Raw genomic sequence first — 16,760 nt, forward strand, 5'->3', positions numbered from 1 at the left:
CTCCTCCGCTTCGCTCCCCCGCTCCACTCAGTCCAGAACCGGGCGGGCCGCGAACTGCGAGGTTGGGGTCCGGACACTCGACGTTATGAAGTCTCATGGAAGGAAGTAATCGCGATGGCCGACAAGATGGCCCCCTCCGCGATCGACGACATTCTGGCCGAGTACTCCGGGCTCGAGTCCCAGCTCGCGGACCCCGCGCTACACAACGACCCGGGCGCGGCCCGGCGCGTGGGCAAGCGCTTCGCCGAACTGGGTCCGATCATGTCGGCCTACAACAAACTGACCTCCACCCGGGACGATCTGGCCGCCGCCGAGGAGCTGGCCGCCGACGACTCCTCCTTCGCCGCGGAGATCCCGGGTCTGCGCGCCCAGGTCGAGGAGTACGAGAAGGCGCTCACCGACCTGCTCGCCCCGCGCGACCCGCACGACGCCGATGATGTTGTGCTGGAAGTGAAGTCGGGCGAAGGCGGCGAGGAATCCGCGCTGTTCGCCTCCGATCTGGCCCGCATGTACATCCGCTACGCCGAACGGCACGGGTGGAAGGTCGAGATCCTGGACGCCACCACGACCGATATGGGCGGCTACAAGGAAGCCACCATCTCGATCAAGGCCAAGGAGCCCTCCCGCGACGGCGTGTGGTCCAAGCTCAAGTTCGAGGGCGGCGTGCACCGCGTGCAGCGCGTGCCCGTCACCGAATCGCAGGGCCGCATCCACACCTCGGCCGCCGGCGTGCTGGTCTACCCGGAGCCCGACGAGGTCGAGGAGGTGCAGATCGACGACAAGGATCTGCGCATCGACGTCTATCGCTCCTCCGGCAAGGGCGGCCAGGGCGTCAACACCACCGACTCCGCGGTGCGCATCACCCACCTGCCCACCGGCATCGTGGTGACCTGTCAGAACGAGCGCTCGCAGCTGCAGAACAAGATGCGCGCCATGCAGGTGCTCGCCGCGCGCCTGCAGGCCCTGGCCGAGGAGCAGGCCGATCAGGAAGCCGCCGCCGGGCGCGCCACCCAGATCCGCACGGTCGACCGCTCCGAGCGGATTCGCACCTACAACTTCCCGGAGAACCGCATCGCCGATCACCGCATCGGTTTCAAGGCGCACAACCTCGACGCCGTGCTGCAGGGCGGTCTGGACGACCTGTTCACCGCCCTGGGCGAGGCCGATCGCGCGGCGCGCCTGGCCGCCGAATAAGGCACGCCGGGACCCCGCGCGACCGGCGCTCCGGCGGGCGGAATCCGTGAGAACATGGGTAACTCCCGGTGCGTCCCGGGACGATTTCCGCACCTGTCGCGGCATGTGTCGGCGCCGGGCGGCGGCTCCCGGGCCATCCGGTCCGGGCCCGGGACGGCGAACCAGAAGAAGCGAGGCTGCCACGTGATCGGCAACAGTTCGGGGGAGCCGGCGCATACACGCGCACCCTTGCGTCCGGCGATACGCGAGGCGGTCGACACGCTGCGCGCCGCGGGGGTGCCCAGTCCCGAGGCCGACGCCGAACACCTTGCCGCCCATGTGCTCGGCGTGGACCGCATGCGCCTGGTGCTGGTGCCCGCGGTGACCGCCGACCAGCTCGAGGAGTTCCGCAAACTCGTCGATCGTCGGGCCGAACGCGTTCCGCTGCAACACCTTACGGGTACCGCGGCGATGGGGGAGATCGATCTCGCGGTCGGGCCCGGCGTTTTCGTGCCGCGCCCGGAAACCGAACTCGTCTTCGCCTGGGCGCTCGCGCAACTCGAAGCGGCGGGGCACGAGCATCAGCCGATCGTGGTCGATCTGTGCACCGGGTCGGGCGCCCTGGCCCTGGCCATCGCGCACGCCCGCCCCGACGCCCAGGTGCACGCGGTGGAACTGGACACCGAGGCGCTGGCGTGGGCCCGCCGCAACGCCCTGCAACTGGCCGACGAGGGCGACACCCCCATCGACCTGCACGCCGCCGACGTCACCGATCCCGCCCTGCTGGAACATCTCACCGGCCGGGTCGACGTCCTGGTATCCAATCCGCCCTACATTCCCGAGGCCGCGATTCTGGATCCCGAAGTGGCGGACCATGATCCGCACCGCGCCCTGTTCGGCGGCCCCGACGGCCTCGACGTCATCCGCCCGATGATCCCCAACATCGCCCGCCTCCTGCGCCCCGGCGGCGTGGTCGCGATCGAGCACGACGACACCAACGGCTCCGGCGTGGCCGCGCTGCTGACCGCCGCGGGCTTCACCGAGGTGGTCGAACACCCCGACCTGGCGGGCAAACCCCGCTTCGTCGTGGCCCGCGCCGCCGTCCTGCCGACCGCGCACTGAAACGAGCGGTCGCACCGTGGGCACGGTTCCGCGCATGCCCTGTTCTCCGACCGGATGCCCATCCGGTCCGAAATTCAGGAACGAACGGACCAGCCTCCCGGAGTGCGCTCGCACCGCGCGGATCCCGGATTCGATCGCGAAACCCGGCGGCGGCGATGGCGTTCTCCGGCGTTCGTGCCAAGATGTTGCGCGTGAGTACCGTCTACGACTGTGCCGATTCCGATTCACGAGCCGCCGGACTGATCGCGGCCCGGAGTGCGCTGAAATCGGGGCGGCTGGCCGTCATTCCCACCGACACCCTCTACGGCCTGGCCGCCGACGCGTTCGACAGCCAGGCGGTCAGCGCGCTGCTCGCCGCCAAGCGCCGGGGCCGGGACATGCCGGTGCCGGTGCTCGTCGGTTCCTGGACCACCATCGACGGACTCGTCTTCTCGGTGCGCCCGCAGGCCCGCGACCTCATTCGCGCCTTCTGGCCCGGCGGCTTGAGTCTCGTTGTGCAGCAGGCACCTTCGCTCGCCTGGGATCTGGGCGACACCCGCGGCACGGTCATGCTGCGCATGCCGCTGCATCCGGTGGCGCTCGAACTGCTGCGCGAGGTCGGCCCGCTGGCGGTCTCGAGCGCGAACGTCTCCGGGCAACCGCCCGCCAAGACCGTCGACGAGGCCAAGGCGCAACTGGGTGAGCTGGTCGGGGTGTACCTCGACGGCGGCCCGGCCGATCACGCCGTCGCCTCCACCATCGTCGACCTCACCTCGGACGCCCCGCGGGTCCTGCGCGAGGGCGCGATCCCGGTGGAGAAGGTCGCGGAAGTCCTGGGCATGTCGCCCGAGGAACTGCGCTCGCCCGGTGAGCGGTGACGGCCGCCTAGATGCTGTTGAGTCAGGGCGTATTCAGCCAGGGCGCGGTCGTCCCACTGCGCGAGCTGCTGTTGGTGCTGCTCGTCGCCTCCGTCATCACCTTTCTGCTGACCGGTGGAATCCGGGTCATGGCAATCGGATTCGGCGCGGTGGCGGTGCCGCGCGAACGCGATGTGCACGTGAAGCCGGTGCCGCGCATGGGCGGATTGGGTATTTATCTGGGCGTCCTCGCCGCGGTCATGTTCGCCCATCAATTGCCCGCGCTGCGCCGCGGCTTCGAGTATCCGAAGGACATTCCGGCGGTATTGGCGGCGGGCACGCTGATCGTGCTGGTCGGCATCATCGACGATCGCTGGGGTCTGGACGCGCTCACCAAATTCGTCGGGCAGATCACCGCGGCCGGCGTGATGGCCGTCATGGGCCTGAGCTGGGTCGCCATCTACAACCCTTTCACCAATGAGACGGTCGTACTGGATCCGCTGCAGGGCGGCCTGGTCACCGTCGGCATCACCGTGACATTGATCAACGCCATGAATTTCGTGGACGGTCTCGACGGTTTGGCCGCGGGCCTGGGGTTCATCGCCTCGGTCGCGGTGTTCGTATTCACGGTGGGCCTGCTCTACGAGGTGGGCGGCGCGACCGACACCTATCCGCCCGCGCTGCTGGCCGCCGCGCTGGCCGGCGGCTGTCTGGGATTTCTCCCGCACAATTTCCAGCCCGCCCGAATTTTCATGGGCGACACCGGCTCCATGCTCATCGGATTGATGCTGGCCGCGGTGTCCACCGGCGCGTCCGGCCGAATTCCGCTGCAGGGTTACGGCCCGCGCGACATCGTCGGCCTGCTGTCGCCGCTGCTGCTGGTCGGCGCGGTCATGTTCATTCCGGTGCTCGACCTCGTGCTCGCGATCGTGCGCCGGGTGCGCGCCGGTGTGAGTTTCTCCACTCCGGACAAAATGCACCTGCATCACCGTTTGCTGCAGATCGGGCATTCGCACCGCCGCGTCGTGCTGCTCATCTACCTGTGGGTCAGCGTGCTGGCATTCGGCGCCGTCGGGACGTCATTGATGGATCGCACACTGGTGGTGCTGCTGTTCGCGGCCGGGCTGGTTTTCGCGCTCATCGTGACCGCGGTCCCATCGTGGCGCGGACTGACCGGCCGGGTCGGCGACAGAACCGCCGGGTAAGGTTTCCGGACGTGAGCAAGCCTTCCGAACCAGATCCCGACGCCCCACTGCGGGCCGCGCTGCGCTACGGCATCGCCGGTTTGGCTGTGCTGGTTGTGATTTCGTCGATTGTGTCCTCGATCGTCGCCGGCATGCCCGGCCTGTGGGGCGCCTTGCTCGGCGCCGCCATCGGCGGCGGGTTCATTCTGACGACCGCCGCCTCGGTGCTCTTCAGCGCGAAGGTCGAGTCCGGATTGCAGGGCATCGTGCTGCTCGGCAGCTGGGTGGGCAAGCTGCTGGTGGCCCTGGTGGTCGTCGCGGTCCTGCGGCGTTTCGACTTCTACAGCCCCGGCGCCCTGTTCCTGACGGTTGTCGGCGCACTGCTCGTCGTGCTCGGTGCGGAGACGTACGGCCTTCTGCGCCAAAAGGTTCCGACCGTAGAGGTCGACCGCGAGCTGTAGTCGCGGGGCAGTTCACCGCTTGTTCAGACGGCCCCCTACACGCTGTCGTAGATAACTTGATAAAGTCTTTACCTGTAGCCAACCGAAGCACTAGGGGGGGTCACCTGAGACCCACCTGAGAGCAGGTTATGCTTACTGCCGTACCGGACCCGCAGGGTCACGGTTCTGCACCGTCGACGATGTCGCCGACGCGCGTACAGACGCCCGGGCTTGGCCCGAACAGCTGCTGACGAACTTCGAGCCGACCTGAGTCGACCACCAGATCGTCAATGTCCGATCGAACCGCAGGGAAGAAATCTCTTGCGGCCCGACCACGGGAGAGAACGCTGAGCGTCACCATTCTTGCGGGCGAGTTCCACGCGCCGTCGCTTAACGACTTCTTCCCTCCAGCAGTGCTGTTCGAGGGGACACTTTTTCAGCTCGATCGGCTGATGCTCATTCGCATCCTCATGTCGGCCGTTCTGCTGGCCGTCATGTTCGCGGCATTCCGCCGGCCGCAGCTGGTTCCCCGTGGGCTGCAGAATGTCGCGGAATCGGCGCTGGTGTTCGTCAAGGAGCAGATCTGTGACGAGATCCTCGGCAAGGAAACCGGCCGGAAGTTCTTCCCGCTCATCGCGACGATCTTCTTCTCGGTGCTGTTCCTGAACATCTCCGGCATCATTCCCGGATTGAACATCTCCTCGAATGCCCGCATCGGATTCCCGCTGGCCCTGGCCGTGCTCGCGTACGTGACGTTCAACTACGTCGGCATCAAGAAGTACGGCTTCCTGAAATACATGCGTTCGAGCATCGTCGTCCCGAACGTGCCGCCGGCCCTGCACCTGCTGCTGATCCCGATCGAGTTCATCTCGACCTTCGTGCTGCGCCCGTTCACCCTGACCGTCCGACTCATGGCGAACATGCTGGCCGGTCACATCATGCTGGTGCTGTTCTTCAGCGCCACCCAGTTCTTCCTGTTCGACGCCGCCTCCTGGATGAAGGTGTTCTCGCCGTTCTCGCTGCTCGCGGGCTTCGGCTTCACCCTCTTCGAAATGCTGGTGGTCTTCCTGCAGGCGTACGTGTTCGCGCTGCTGACCGCTGTCTACATCGGTCTCGCCGAGCACGCCGACTCCCACTGACCGACCGGTACCAAATTTCCACAAACCTGCTTCACACGCCGACGGCGGGTGGGCGACAGAAAGGGAAAACAACACCATGAGCAGCACCCTCTCGATCCTGGCGCAGGCGACTGAGACCAAGTCCACCGGCTTCGGCGCCATCGGCTACGGCCTCGCCGCGATCGGCCCCGGCATCGGCGTCGGCATCGTCGTCGGTAAGGCCATCGAGGGCATCGCGCGTCAGCCCGAGCTCCAGGGCACCATCCGCACCACCATGTTCCTCGGTATCGCGTTCACCGAGGCCCTGGCGCTGATCGGCCTCGTCGCCGGCTTCATCTTCTGATTCCGGATAATCAGCGATGAGCAACCTGACTTTGCTCGCGGCTGAGGGGTCCGAACAGAACCCCCTCATCCCGGAGCCGTACGACATTTTTTGGTCTGCGGTCTGCCTCCTGGTCATCGGTTTCGCGTTCTACAAGTACGTGGTTCCGCGTCTGACCAAGGTGCTCGACGAGCGCACGGAGAAGATCGAAGGCGGCATCGCCAAGGCCGAGGCCGTGCAGGCCGAGGCGCAGGCGACCCTGCAGCAGTACCAGGAGCAGCTGGCCGAGGCTCGCCTCGAGGCCGCGCGCATCCGTGAGGAAGCGCGTACCCAGGGCCAGACCATCCTGTCCCAGATGCGCTCCGATGCGCAGGCTGAGGCCGACCGTATCGTCGCCGCTGGTCAGACCCAGCTGGAGGCGCAGCGTCAGCAGATCGTGACCGAACTGCGGTCCGAGCTGGGCCGCACCGCGGTCGATTTGGCCGAGAAGATCATCGGTCAGTCGGTGGCCGACGAGGCCAAGCAGTCGGCGTCGATCGACCGGTTCCTCGCGGAGCTGGATTCGAACGCCGGCATCGGGGTCGGAAGGTAACGAACCGAAAGTGGGAAGCATGTACGCAGCGAGCCGCGAGGCGAGCTCCCGTGCGCGGGAAGCTCTTCGGGCCGCTCTGACCGGAAGCGACACCGTCGCGGCCACGACGGGCTCCGAACTGTTCGCCGTTGTCGCCGTCCTCGACGACCAGCGCTCGCTGCGTGTGGCGCTCGCGGATAAGTCGGTGTCCAGCGCGGCCCGCGCCGAGCTGGCCGAGCGCCTCTTCGGCGGCAAGATCAGCGCGGCCACCCAGGCGGTGCTGACCACCGCGGTGGCACAGGACTGGTCCCGTGCCCGCGACCTGGTCGACAGCCTGGTTCTGCTCGGCCGCGAGGCGTTGCTGCGTGCCGCGGAGGATCGCGGCCGCCTCACCGCCGTCGAGGACGAGCTGTTCCGGCTGGGCCGGATCGTCGACGACAACCCCGCGCTGGAGCAGGCGCTGACCGATCACGGCCAGTCGCTGACTGCCAAGCGTGACCTGGTGCAGCGTCTGCTCGCGGGCAAGGTCGAGGAGATCACCCTCGAGCTGGTCCAGCAGGCCGTCGCTCGCAGCAAGAAGGGCGACATCGGCGAGGCTTTCGACCACCTGTCCGACCTGGCGGCGTCGCTCCGGGATCAGATCGTGGCGCACGTGCGCGCCGCCTCTGCCCTGACGACGCAGCAGCGCGAGCAGCTCGCTGCTTCGCTGCAGCGCATCTACGACAAGCCCGTCACGGTGCATGTGCAGGAAGACCCGAGCCTGCTGGCCGGCGTCGTCGTGCGCGTGGGCGACGACCTGATCGACGGCAGCGCCGTCGGCCGACTGCAGCGCTTGCGCCAGTCTCTCGCTTGAGACACGGCCGAGAAGCGCACTTACACACCGACTTACGAGACCACAGCGAGAGCAGGAAGAACATGGCGGAGCTGACGATCTCCCCCGATGAGATCCGTAGCGCGATCGAGAGCTACACCCAGAGCTACACCCCGGAAACCTCCATCGAGGAAGTGGGCGTGGTCACCGACACCGGCGACGGTATCGCCCACATCAGCGGCCTCCCGTCCGCGATGGCCAACGAGCTGCTGGAATTCCCCGGCGGCAAGCTCGGCGTCGCGTTGAACCTGGAGGACACCGAGATCGGTGCCGTCATCCTGGGTGAGTTCGACACCATCGAGGAGGGCCAGCAGGTCCGCCGTACCGGCGACGTGCTCTCGGTCCCCGTTGGCGACAAGTTCCTCGGTCGCGTCATCAACCCGCTGGGCGCCCCCATCGACGGCCTCGGCGACATCGAGGCCGACGAGCGTCGCGTGCTCGAGCTGCAGGCCGCCACCGTGCTGGAGCGTCAGCCCGTCGGTGAGCCCCTCGCGACCGGCATCACCGCGATCGACGCCCTGACCGCCATCGGCCGCGGCCAGCGTCAGCTCGTCATCGGCGACCGCAAGACCGGCAAGACCGCGGTCTGCATCGACGCCATCATCAACCAGAAGGCCAACTGGGCCACCGGCGATCCGACCAAGCAGGTGCGCTGCATCTACGTCGCGATCGGCCAGAAGGGTTCCACCATCGCGGGCGTCAAGGCCGCGCTGGAGGCCCACGGTGCGATGGAGTACACGACGATCGTCGCCGCGCCGGCTTCTGATTCCGCCGGCTTCAAGTGGCTGGCGCCGTACACCGGTTCGGCCCTGGGCCAGCACTGGATGTACCAGGGCAAGCACGTCCTGATCGTGTTCGACGACCTGTCGAAGCAGGCCGAGGCCTACCGCGCGATCTCGCTGCTGCTGCGCCGCCCGCCGGGCCGCGAGGCGTACCCGGGTGACGTCTTCTACCTGCACTCGCGTCTGCTCGAGCGTTCGGCCAAGCTGTCCGACGAGCTCGGTGCCGGTTCCATGACCGCGCTGCCGATCATCGAGACCAAGGCCAACGACGTCTCGGCGTTCATCCCGACCAACGTCATCTCCATCACCGACGGTCAGGTGTTCCTCGAGTCGGACCTCTTCAACAAGGGTGTCCGCCCGGCCATCAACGTCGGTATCTCCGTCTCCCGTGTCGGTGGCGCCGCGCAGACCAAGGCCATGAAGCAGGTCGCCGGCTCGCTGCGTCTGGAGCTCGCCTCCTACCGTGAGCTCGAGGCGTTCTCCGCCTTCGCCTCCGACCTCGACGCGGCCTCCCTGGCGCAGCTCGAGCGCGGCGCGCGCTGGGTCGAGCTGCTCAAGCAGGACCAGTACGCCCCGGTCGCGGTCGAGGACCAGGTCGTCTCGCTGTTCCTGGTCGACGCCGGCTACTACGACTCGGTGCCGGTCGGCGACGTCCGTCGCTTCAACTCCGAGCTGCTCGAGTTCCTGCACAGCTCCGTGCAGGAGTCCTTCGACGCCCTGCAGGGCGGCGCGAAGAAGATCGAGGGCGACACCGCCGACGCGATCAAGGCCGCGACCGACAAGTTCAAGCAGGGCTTCCTGGCTTCGGACGGCAGCCGCGTGGTCAACGAGGCCGAGGCCGGCGCGCTCGATCACGAAGAGGTCGAGTCGCTGTCCGTCACTCGCAAGCACGTCGAGAAGTAAGAGCGGCGAAGCTGATGCGAATGACTGTCTCGAGTAACGAAGGGAGTGTGACTGATGCCTAGCGTGCGCGAACTGCGCTCCCGAATTCGTTCCGTGAGCTCGATCAAGAAGATCACCAAGGCGCAAGAACTGATCGCGACATCGCGAATCAGCAAGGCGCAGGCCCGGGTCGCGGCGGCCAAGCCGTACGCGGAAGAGATCACCAAGGTGCTCGCCGAATTGGCAAGCGCCAGCGGCAATCTCAACCACCCGCTGCTCACCGAGCGTCCGAACGCGAAGCGTGCTGCGGTGCTGGTCATCACCAGTGACCGCGGCATGTGCGGTGGCTACAACTCCAACGTGCTCAAGCGCACCGAGGAGCTGCTGACCACCCTGCGCGCCGACGGCAAAGAGCCCGTGCTGTACGTGATGGGTTCGAAGGGCCTGACCTACTACACCTTCCGTGGTCGCGAGACCAACGGTGCGTGGACCGGGTTCTCGCAGTCGCCGAACTACGCCGATGCCTCCGCCGCCTGCAACCACCTGGTCGAGGCGTTCATGGCGGGCGCCGACGGCGAGGTCGCGGCGCCCAACGGACTCGGCACCATCGCCGGCGTCGACGAACTGCACATCGTCTACACGCGTTTCGTGTCGATGCTGTCGCAGGTGCCGGAGGTTCGCCGGCTGGCTCCCATCCAGGTGAGCTACGTAGACGAGAACTTCGAACTGGGTGAGGACAGCTTCTCGGACGGCAACGCCGAGGCTGCGGCTCAGTACGAGTTCGAGCCGGATGCGAACGTCCTGCTGGGCGCGCTGCTGCCGAAGTACATCAACACTCGGATTTACTCGTCGCTGCTCGACGCGGCGGCATCGGAGTCGGCTGCGCGCCGCACCGCGATGAAGGCGGCCACCGATAACGCGACGGATCTGGTGAATTCACTGACCCGTACCGCGAACTCGCTGCGCCAGGCCGGAATCACGCAGGAAATCACGGAAATCGTCGGCGGCGCCAACGCGCTGGCTTCGAGCTCGGACCGCGACTAGAGCCAGGAAGAAGAAGCAATGACCGCAAGTGTCACCACAGAGACCCGGGTTGGCGCCGGCACTGGCCGCGTCTCCCGCGTCATCGGACCCGTCGTGGACGTCGAGTTCCCGCGCGGTTCGATCCCCGAGCTGTACAACGCGCTGAACGTTGACATCGCGCTGAAGTCCGTTGCCAAGACGCTGACCCTCGAGGTCGCACAGCACCTGGGCGACAACATCGTTCGCACCATCTCCATGCAGCCGACCGACGGTCTGGTGCGTGGCGTCGAGGTGCGCGACACCGGCAAGCCGATCTCGGTTCCGGTCGGCGATGTCGTCAAGGGCCACGTGTTCAACGCGCTCGGCGACTGCCTCGATTCCCCCGGCCTGGGCCGCGACGGCGAGCAGTGGGGCATCCACCGCCAGCCGCCCGCCTTCGACCAGCTCGAGGGTAAGACCGAGATCCTGGAGACGGGCGTCAAGGTCATCGACCTCCTCACCCCGTACGTCAAGGGTGGCAAGATCGGTCTGTTCGGTGGCGCCGGTGTCGGCAAGACCGTTCTGATCCAGGAGATGATCACCCGTATCGCTCGCGAGTTCTCCGGCACCTCGGTGTTCGCGGGCGTCGGTGAGCGTACCCGTGAGGGCACCGACCTCCACCTGGAAATGGAAGAGATGGGCGTCCTTCAGGACACCGCCCTCGTCTTCGGCCAGATGGACGAGCCGCCGGGCACGCGTATGCGCGTCGCCCTGTCGGCCCTGACCATGGCGGAGTACTTCCGTGACGTGCAGAACCAGGACGTTCTGCTCTTCATCGACAACATCTTCCGCTTCACCCAGGCCGGCTCCGAGGTCTCGACCCTGCTGGGTCGTATGCCCTCGGCCGTGGGTTACCAGCCCACCCTGGCGGACGAGATGGGTCAGCTCCAGGAGCGGATCACCTCGACCCGTGGTCGCTCGATCACCTCGATGCAGGCGATCTACGTCCCCGCCGACGACTACACCGACCCGGCGCCGGCGACCACCTTCGCCCACCTCGATGCGACGACCGAGCTTTCGCGCCCGATCTCGCAGAAGGGCATCTACCCGGCCGTCGACCCGCTGACCTCGACCTCTCGTATCCTCGAGGCGTCCATCGTCGGCGACCGTCACTTCCAGGTGGCCAACGAGGTCAAGCGGATCCTGCAGAAGTACAAGGAACTGCAGGACATCATCGCCATCCTCGGTATGGACGAGCTCTCCGAAGGCGACAAGGTCCTCGTCGGCCGTGCGCGTCGTCTGGAGAAGTTCCTCGGCCAGAACTTCATCGTGGCCGAGAAGTTCACCGGCCAGCCGGGTTCCGTCGTGCCGCTGGAGCAGACCATCGACGACTTCGATCGCGTCTGCAAGGGCGAGTTCGACCACCTGCCCGAGCAGGCGTTCAACTCCTGCGGTGGCCTGGACGACGTCGAGGCCGCTGCGAAGAAGATCGCCGGGAAGTAGTCACCCATGGCAACTGTGTCTTCTGATTCAAGGGACATGTCCGTTGACCTGGTCGCCGTCGAGCGACTGCTGTGGTCGGGCCGGGCGAAGTTCGTCTCGGCCCAGACCACCGAGGGTGAGATCGGCATTCTGGCCGGCCACGAACCGCTGCTCGGTCAGCTGGTCGAGGCCGGCACGGTGACCATCGTGTCCGACAGCGACGAGCGCATCGTCGCGGCCGTGCACGGCGGATTCTTCTCCGTCACCGGCACTTCGGTGCGGGTGCTGGCCGAGACCGCCGATTTCGCCGCCGACATCGACGAGGCGGCCGCCAAGGCCGTGCTCGCCGACGCCGACGCGAGCCCGGCCGCACAGGCCAAGGCGCAGGGGCAGATTCGTGCCCTGGCGAAGGCTGCCGAAGCCTGATCGCTGTAAAGGCAGGCTTCCGAGTCTGATTCGAGTTTCCACTCGGCAAACGAGCGGCGATTCCGGGAAATGTCCCGGGATCGCCGCTCTTGTCGTTTACACTCGGGCACCGGCGTCGAATGTGATCTGAAACATTCGCGCAGAGCCGAGCTATTCCTGGACTTCCAGTTACCTCTGAGTTTTTCGGCATTACCTCAACGAGTTGGCGCAGCGTGGTCGCCTCTGGTTTCGGTGGAGTGCGGCCTCGCGACGATGAGCGAGGGATGAATGAACGTATTTCGGATCGGTCGATGGAGTATCACCGCGGCCGCCGCGATAGTGCTCGGATTTCTCACGCCGGGAACCGCCGCGGCGGATGTCACGGTGGCGCTGCCGGATGGTCACATCGAGCGTCCCGGCGTCCGGATCACGAGTGTCGGTGAGCGGGCGATCATTTCGCCCTCCCTGGCGGCGAACGGCGCCGGCCGCACGGCCTGGGTGACCGGCACGGTGAGTGCCGAGGTGGAGACGCCGGACGGGGTGATCGGGCCCAATAACGGCGCCCAGAATCAGCCGGGTACCAATGGTTCCTCGACGCACGGCGCGTCCGGTCTGACGGTCGGCTATATCGTCGGCTGCCAGGTCGCGCTCGGCGCGCTGGGCGCCAATGAAGCGGTCACGCTCGGTGCCCAGCCGATGGTCACCGCGGGCTTGAATTTCCCATTGTCGGCGGGGCAGGTCGCATTTGTCGCGATCGACAATATCGATATGCCGAAGAGTGGCACCTATCACATTCAGTATCAGGACGCGCCCATGGAGGTTCAGGGCTGTGCCGGATACGCGCAGGCCCGGCAATTCTCGGTGGTCGAAATCATCGGCGCGGATTACAAGAAGATCAGCCTGTACGGGCAGCCGTTCAGCCTCGGCTGAGCGTGCCCGCCTCGATTGCGAAGGGATCGTATGTTCGGGACGGGAAAGATTGTGGGCGGCAAGGCTTTCGGAGTCCTCACCGGTGGTCTGGCGGTCGCGTCGCTGGCGGTGCTGTGCCCGGTCCAGCCGGGCCGGGCGCACGCGGACACCGACATTCCACTCCCGGGCGGCAGCATCAGCCGCACGCTGGTGGACGGTTCGGTGGTGACCGTGCGGCTCGAGGAGGAGTCGGCGCGCATCAGCCCGTCGATGGGCTCGACACCGGTGCATCGCAACGTATGGGTGTCCGGCCGTGGGGTGGTGGACGTGTCCGGCCCCAGTGCGCAGAAGAGCACGATCAAGATCACCCCCGGCTACCTCGTCGGCTGCCAGGTGGACATCGGCACGATCAGCGGGAACAACAACGGGCAGGGCGTGGACGCCGACGGCGACCCGACCACCCCCATGGCGCTGGCGCAGTCCGTCGGCACCGGCATCACCTTCGGGCCCGGGCAATCGGTGGCCCGCATGATGCTCGATCTCGAGCAGCCCGACGACTACGGCAACGAGATCCACTACCGCCGCAACAAGGTGCCGGGCCCGCACGCCAGCGTCACCTGGTTCGACGAGACCTTCGATGTGAACGGTTGCGGCGGCTACGCCCAGGCGCGCGCGTTCGTCGTCGCCTCGGTGGGCACCGAGACACAGATCGGCGATGTCGTGCTGTGGGGCGCCCCGTTCTCCATGGGCTGAAGCCGCAGGTGAGCTGAGCAGGGCATACGTCACATTCGGTGGATGGCCGGACCTCGTGTCGGAGCGGTCGCTACTATCGACCAAACACGGGGCCCGGCTTTTGCCGGCCGAGCTCGACGGCCACGCGGATGTGAAGAGACGGAGCAGCATTGCGAACTGGGATGGTGGTCCTGATCATTCTGGTGCTGCTGCTTGTCGGTTTGGCCTTGGCCTCGACCTATCGCCTGATCATGCTCCGCCGCGGTGGCACCGCCGCGTTGCTGCGGGTTCTCCCCGCTCGCGGGCATGGTGGGGGCTGGCGGCACGGTCTGATCCGGTACGGCGAGGACAACCTCGTCTTCTACAAACTCTCCAGTCTCAAGCTCGGCCCGGACAGTGCTATCCGCCGCCTGGACATCGAGGTGGGCAACCGCCGCAGTCCCCAGGGCGACGAGTACGACATCATGACCGACGAGGCCATCGTCATGATCTCCGACAGTGACGGCAGCTACGAGCTGGCGCTGGATCGTGGCGCGCTCGCGGCGTTCCTGTCCTGGGTCGAGTCCCGGCCGTCCGAGCGCATCCGCCGCCGCAGGTAGCCGCGCCGCATCGGGGTTCGCCGCCGTCCGTGCGCGGCTAGTCTGGGCCCTGTGAGTGTGCACTTGACGAGGATCTACACCCGTACCGGCGACGACGGGACCACCGGACTCAGCGACTTCTCGCGGGTGTCCAAGACCGATCCCCGGCTGATCGCCTACGCCGACTGTGACGAAGCCAATGCGGCGCTCGGCGTCGCCATCTCGCTCGGCGATCCGGACGAGCGGATCCGCACGGTGCTGCGCGCCGTCCAGAACGACCTCTTCGACGCCGGCGCGGACCTGTCCACCCCCGTGGTCGAGGACCCGAAGTATCCGCCGCTGCGCATCACCCAGCCCTACATCGACCGCCTCGAAAAATGGTGCGATGAGTTCAATGAGCCTCTGGCGCCGTTGAATTCGTTCATTCTGCCCGGCGGCACCCCGCTCGCGGCGCTATTGCACACGGCGCGCACGGTGGCGCGGCGCGCCGAACGCTCGGCGTGGGCGGCGGTGGACGCGCACCCCGAGGACACCAGCGCACTGCCCGCGAAGTACCTCAACCGGCTGTCCGACCTGCTGTTCATTCTGGGCCGGGTGGCCAACCCGGATGGCGACATCCTCTGGCGGCCGGGCGGAGAGGCCACGAGCGCGGAGACGGCCACTAGGCTGACCCCCGTGAGTGAACGGTTTCTGGTGACCGGGGGCAGCAGGCTCGTCGGTGAGGTCGCGGTAGGCGGCGCGAAGAACAGCGTCCTCAAGCTGATGGCCGCCGCGCTGCTGGCCGAAGGCACGACGACGATCACGAACTGCCCGGACATCCTGGATGTGCCGCTGATGGCAGACGTACTGCGCGGCCTCGGCTGCGATGTCACGATCGTCGGCGGGACGGTCGCCATCACGACGCCGCCGGAGCCCAAGTACCACGCCGACTTCCCGGCGGTCACCCAGTTCCGCGCGTCGGTGTGCGTGCTGGGTCCGCTGATGGCGCGCTGCAAACGCGCGGTGGTGGCGCTGCCGGGCGGCGATGCCATCGGATCGCGGCCGCTGGACATGCACCAGCAGGGGCTACGGCTGCTCGGCGCGACCAGCGAGATCGAGCACGGTTGTCTGGTGGCGCGGGCGGAGGAGTTGCAGGGCGCCCGTATCCGCCTGGACTTCCCGTCGGTGGGCGCGACCGAGAACATCCTCATGGCGGCGGTGCTCGCCGAGGGGGAGACGGTCATCGACAACGCCGCGCGCGAGCCGGAGATCGTGGACCTGTGCACGATGCTGTCGCGGATGGGCGCGGTCATCTCCGGTGCCGGCACCTCGGTGCTGACCATCCAGGGCGTGGACAAGCTCGCCCCGATCGAGCACCGCGTCATCGGCGATCGCATCGTCGCGGCCACCTGGGGTATCGCCGCGGCCATGACGCAGGGCGATGTCCGGGTCACCGGCATCAATCCGAAGCATCTGTCACTGGTCCTGGACAAGCTGCGGTCGGCCGGTGCGCGAATCTCGTTCGAACCAGACGGTTTTCGTGTCGTGCAGTCCGATCGGCCGCGCGCGGTGAACTTCTCGACGCTGCCGTTCCCGGGGTTCCCCACCGATCTGCAGCCCATGGCCATCGGCCTGGCCGCGATCGCGGACGGCACCTCGATGATCACCGAGAACATCTTCGAGGCGCGGTTCCGCTTCGTGGAGGAGATGATCCGCCTGGGCGCCGACGCCCGCACCGATGGGCATCACGCTGTGGTGCGCGGTATTCCGCGGCTGTCGAGCGCGCCGGTGTGGAGCTCGGACATCCGGGCCGGCGCGGGTCTGGTGCTCGCGGGTCTGGTGGCCGACGGGGTGACCGAGGTCCACGACGTGTTCCACATCGACCGGGGTTACCCGGATTTCGTGGAGAACCTGCGGTCGCTGGGTGCGGAGATCGAGCGTGTCGGCGCGGCGGACTGATCGACGCCGGTAGTGCCGACTAGTCGGTATTTCCAGGCGCGCGAACCGGTTTCGCCGGCGCGCACCGGGGTAATCGACGGGCAGCTGAACGGCAGGGGTCGGGAGCGCTTCGCGAAAACCCCTCCTGAACAGGCGATTTGACATGCGAACAACCACCACGTAACTTATTCCAGGTCAGAGCGACACGGACACCGACCAGGGGCCGAGCCGCCGAGCCGAGAGGCTCAGCGCGGGAACCGGGTGAACGAGGTTGTACGAGGAGCGCCTGATGTTCACATTGGCTCCACCTAGCAGGCGATTTTGTTTCTGCCAGGTTGCGAGCTAAGCTTTGGAAGCAGCCACGGAGACCGACCGGGACAAAGAGCCCGCGAAGTTCCGTGTGCGTGTGTTCTTTGAGAACTCAATAGTGTGTC

At 66.9% G+C, this 16,760-nt stretch carries 17 protein-coding genes and 1 pseudogene; all 18 read left to right on the forward strand.

Annotated elements, in window-relative coordinates; all coding sequences use genetic code 11:
- Positions 1–114: 114 nt before the first annotated feature.
- The 18 genes and pseudogenes from prfA to murA all read left to right on the forward strand — a co-directional run bounded on the left by prfA (position 115) and on the right by murA (position 16,347).
- On the forward strand, positions 115–1,194 hold the full coding sequence (gene prfA, locus ACWIGI_RS41055) for a peptide chain release factor 1 (RefSeq protein WP_454209101.1): 1,080 nt from the start codon (positions 115–117) through the stop codon (positions 1,192–1,194).
- Positions 1,195–1,422: 228 nt separating this feature from the next.
- Positions 1,423–2,295 carry a peptide chain release factor N(5)-glutamine methyltransferase gene (gene prmC, locus ACWIGI_RS41060; RefSeq protein ID WP_454209102.1) on the forward strand — a complete coding sequence of 291 codons (873 nt, stop codon included), beginning with the start codon at positions 1,423–1,425 and terminating at the stop codon, positions 2,293–2,295.
- Positions 2,296–2,486: 191 nt separating this feature from the next.
- Complete coding sequence (locus ACWIGI_RS41065) at positions 2,487–3,152, forward strand: L-threonylcarbamoyladenylate synthase (RefSeq protein ID WP_454209104.1); 666 nt, start codon at positions 2,487–2,489, stop codon at positions 3,150–3,152.
- Positions 3,153–3,163: 11 nt separating this feature from the next.
- Positions 3,164–4,336 carry an MraY family glycosyltransferase gene (locus tag ACWIGI_RS41070; protein ID WP_454209106.1) on the forward strand — a complete coding sequence of 391 codons (1,173 nt, stop codon included), beginning with the start codon at positions 3,164–3,166 and terminating at the stop codon, positions 4,334–4,336.
- A gap of 11 nt (positions 4,337–4,347) precedes the next feature.
- Positions 4,348–4,776, forward strand: coding sequence for a hypothetical protein (locus ACWIGI_RS41075; RefSeq protein WP_454209108.1), 429 nt, complete (start codon positions 4,348–4,350; stop codon positions 4,774–4,776).
- A gap of 269 nt (positions 4,777–5,045) precedes the next feature.
- Positions 5,046–5,894 carry a F0F1 ATP synthase subunit A gene (gene atpB, locus ACWIGI_RS41080; RefSeq protein ID WP_454209110.1) on the forward strand — a complete coding sequence of 283 codons (849 nt, stop codon included), beginning with the start codon at positions 5,046–5,048 and terminating at the stop codon, positions 5,892–5,894.
- Between the two features lie 76 nt (positions 5,895–5,970).
- Entirely contained in the window at positions 5,971–6,216 is a 246-nt protein-coding gene (locus ACWIGI_RS41085; protein ID WP_454209112.1) for an ATP synthase F0 subunit C, read from the forward strand.
- A gap of 16 nt (positions 6,217–6,232) precedes the next feature.
- Positions 6,233–6,787, forward strand: a complete 555-nt coding sequence (locus ACWIGI_RS41090; protein ID WP_454209113.1) for a F0F1 ATP synthase subunit B — start codon at positions 6,233–6,235, stop codon at positions 6,785–6,787.
- Positions 6,788–6,806: 19 nt separating this feature from the next.
- Entirely contained in the window at positions 6,807–7,619 is an 813-nt protein-coding gene (locus ACWIGI_RS41095; protein ID WP_454209114.1) for a F0F1 ATP synthase subunit delta, read from the forward strand.
- 62 nt (positions 7,620–7,681) lie between these two features.
- A complete protein-coding gene (gene atpA, locus ACWIGI_RS41100) occupies positions 7,682–9,322 on the forward strand; it encodes a F0F1 ATP synthase subunit alpha (protein ID WP_454209115.1) in 1,641 nt (546 codons plus the stop codon).
- A gap of 54 nt (positions 9,323–9,376) precedes the next feature.
- Positions 9,377–10,345, forward strand: coding sequence for a F0F1 ATP synthase subunit gamma (locus tag ACWIGI_RS41105; protein ID WP_454209116.1), 969 nt, complete (start codon positions 9,377–9,379; stop codon positions 10,343–10,345).
- A gap of 18 nt (positions 10,346–10,363) precedes the next feature.
- Positions 10,364–11,806, forward strand: coding sequence for a F0F1 ATP synthase subunit beta (gene atpD, locus ACWIGI_RS41110; protein ID WP_354986846.1), 1,443 nt, complete (start codon positions 10,364–10,366; stop codon positions 11,804–11,806).
- Positions 11,807–11,812: 6 nt separating this feature from the next.
- Positions 11,813–12,211, forward strand: a complete 399-nt coding sequence (locus ACWIGI_RS41115; protein ID WP_454209117.1) for a F0F1 ATP synthase subunit epsilon — start codon at positions 11,813–11,815, stop codon at positions 12,209–12,211.
- A gap of 267 nt (positions 12,212–12,478) precedes the next feature.
- On the forward strand, positions 12,479–13,120 hold the full coding sequence (locus ACWIGI_RS41120; RefSeq protein WP_454209118.1) for an MspA family porin: 642 nt from the start codon (positions 12,479–12,481) through the stop codon (positions 13,118–13,120).
- A 30-nt stretch (positions 13,121–13,150) separates the two neighbouring features.
- Positions 13,151–13,852: an MspA family porin gene (locus ACWIGI_RS41125; protein ID WP_454209119.1), complete on the forward strand. Its 702-nt coding sequence runs from the start codon at positions 13,151–13,153 to the stop codon at positions 13,850–13,852.
- A 149-nt stretch (positions 13,853–14,001) separates the two neighbouring features.
- Positions 14,002–14,430, forward strand: a complete 429-nt coding sequence (locus ACWIGI_RS41130; RefSeq protein WP_454209120.1) for a DUF2550 domain-containing protein — start codon at positions 14,002–14,004, stop codon at positions 14,428–14,430.
- 57 nt (positions 14,431–14,487) lie between these two features.
- A pseudogene (locus ACWIGI_RS41135) lies at positions 14,488–15,006 on the forward strand (cob(I)yrinic acid a,c-diamide adenosyltransferase); the annotation flags it as partial.
- Between the two features lie 78 nt (positions 15,007–15,084).
- Positions 15,085–16,347 (forward strand): UDP-N-acetylglucosamine 1-carboxyvinyltransferase, encoded by a 1,263-nt coding sequence (gene murA / locus ACWIGI_RS41140; protein WP_454209121.1) that lies wholly within the window; start codon positions 15,085–15,087, stop codon positions 16,345–16,347.
- Positions 16,348–16,760: the final 413 nt, after the last annotated feature.

The sequence above is a fragment of the Nocardia sp. NPDC055321 genome, from assembly GCF_053645575.1.

Bases quoted from the DNA above. Each gene is read 5' to 3' on its own strand.
- ACWIGI_RS41115 (WP_454209117.1), top strand. From the start codon at position 11,813: ATGGCAACTGTGTCTTCTGATTCAAGGGACATGTCCGTTGACCTGGTC.
- ACWIGI_RS41090 (WP_454209113.1), top strand. From the start codon at position 6,233: ATGAGCAACCTGACTTTGCTCGCGGCTGAGGGGTCCGAACAGAACCCC.
- ACWIGI_RS41070 (WP_454209106.1), top strand. From the start codon at position 3,164: ATGCTGTTGAGTCAGGGCGTATTCAGCCAGGGCGCGGTCGTCCCACTG.
- ACWIGI_RS41095 (WP_454209114.1), top strand. From the start codon at position 6,807: ATGTACGCAGCGAGCCGCGAGGCGAGCTCCCGTGCGCGGGAAGCTCTT.
- ACWIGI_RS41120 (WP_454209118.1), top strand. From the start codon at position 12,479: ATGAACGTATTTCGGATCGGTCGATGGAGTATCACCGCGGCCGCCGCG.
- atpD (WP_354986846.1), top strand. From the start codon at position 10,364: ATGACCGCAAGTGTCACCACAGAGACCCGGGTTGGCGCCGGCACTGGC.
- ACWIGI_RS41125 (WP_454209119.1), top strand. From the start codon at position 13,151: ATGTTCGGGACGGGAAAGATTGTGGGCGGCAAGGCTTTCGGAGTCCTC.
- atpB (WP_454209110.1), top strand. From the start codon at position 5,046: ATGTCCGATCGAACCGCAGGGAAGAAATCTCTTGCGGCCCGACCACGG.
- atpA (WP_454209115.1), top strand. From the start codon at position 7,682: ATGGCGGAGCTGACGATCTCCCCCGATGAGATCCGTAGCGCGATCGAG.
- prfA (WP_454209101.1), top strand. From the start codon at position 115: ATGGCCGACAAGATGGCCCCCTCCGCGATCGACGACATTCTGGCCGAG.
- ACWIGI_RS41085 (WP_454209112.1), top strand. From the start codon at position 5,971: ATGAGCAGCACCCTCTCGATCCTGGCGCAGGCGACTGAGACCAAGTCC.
- ACWIGI_RS41105 (WP_454209116.1), top strand. From the start codon at position 9,377: ATGCCTAGCGTGCGCGAACTGCGCTCCCGAATTCGTTCCGTGAGCTCG.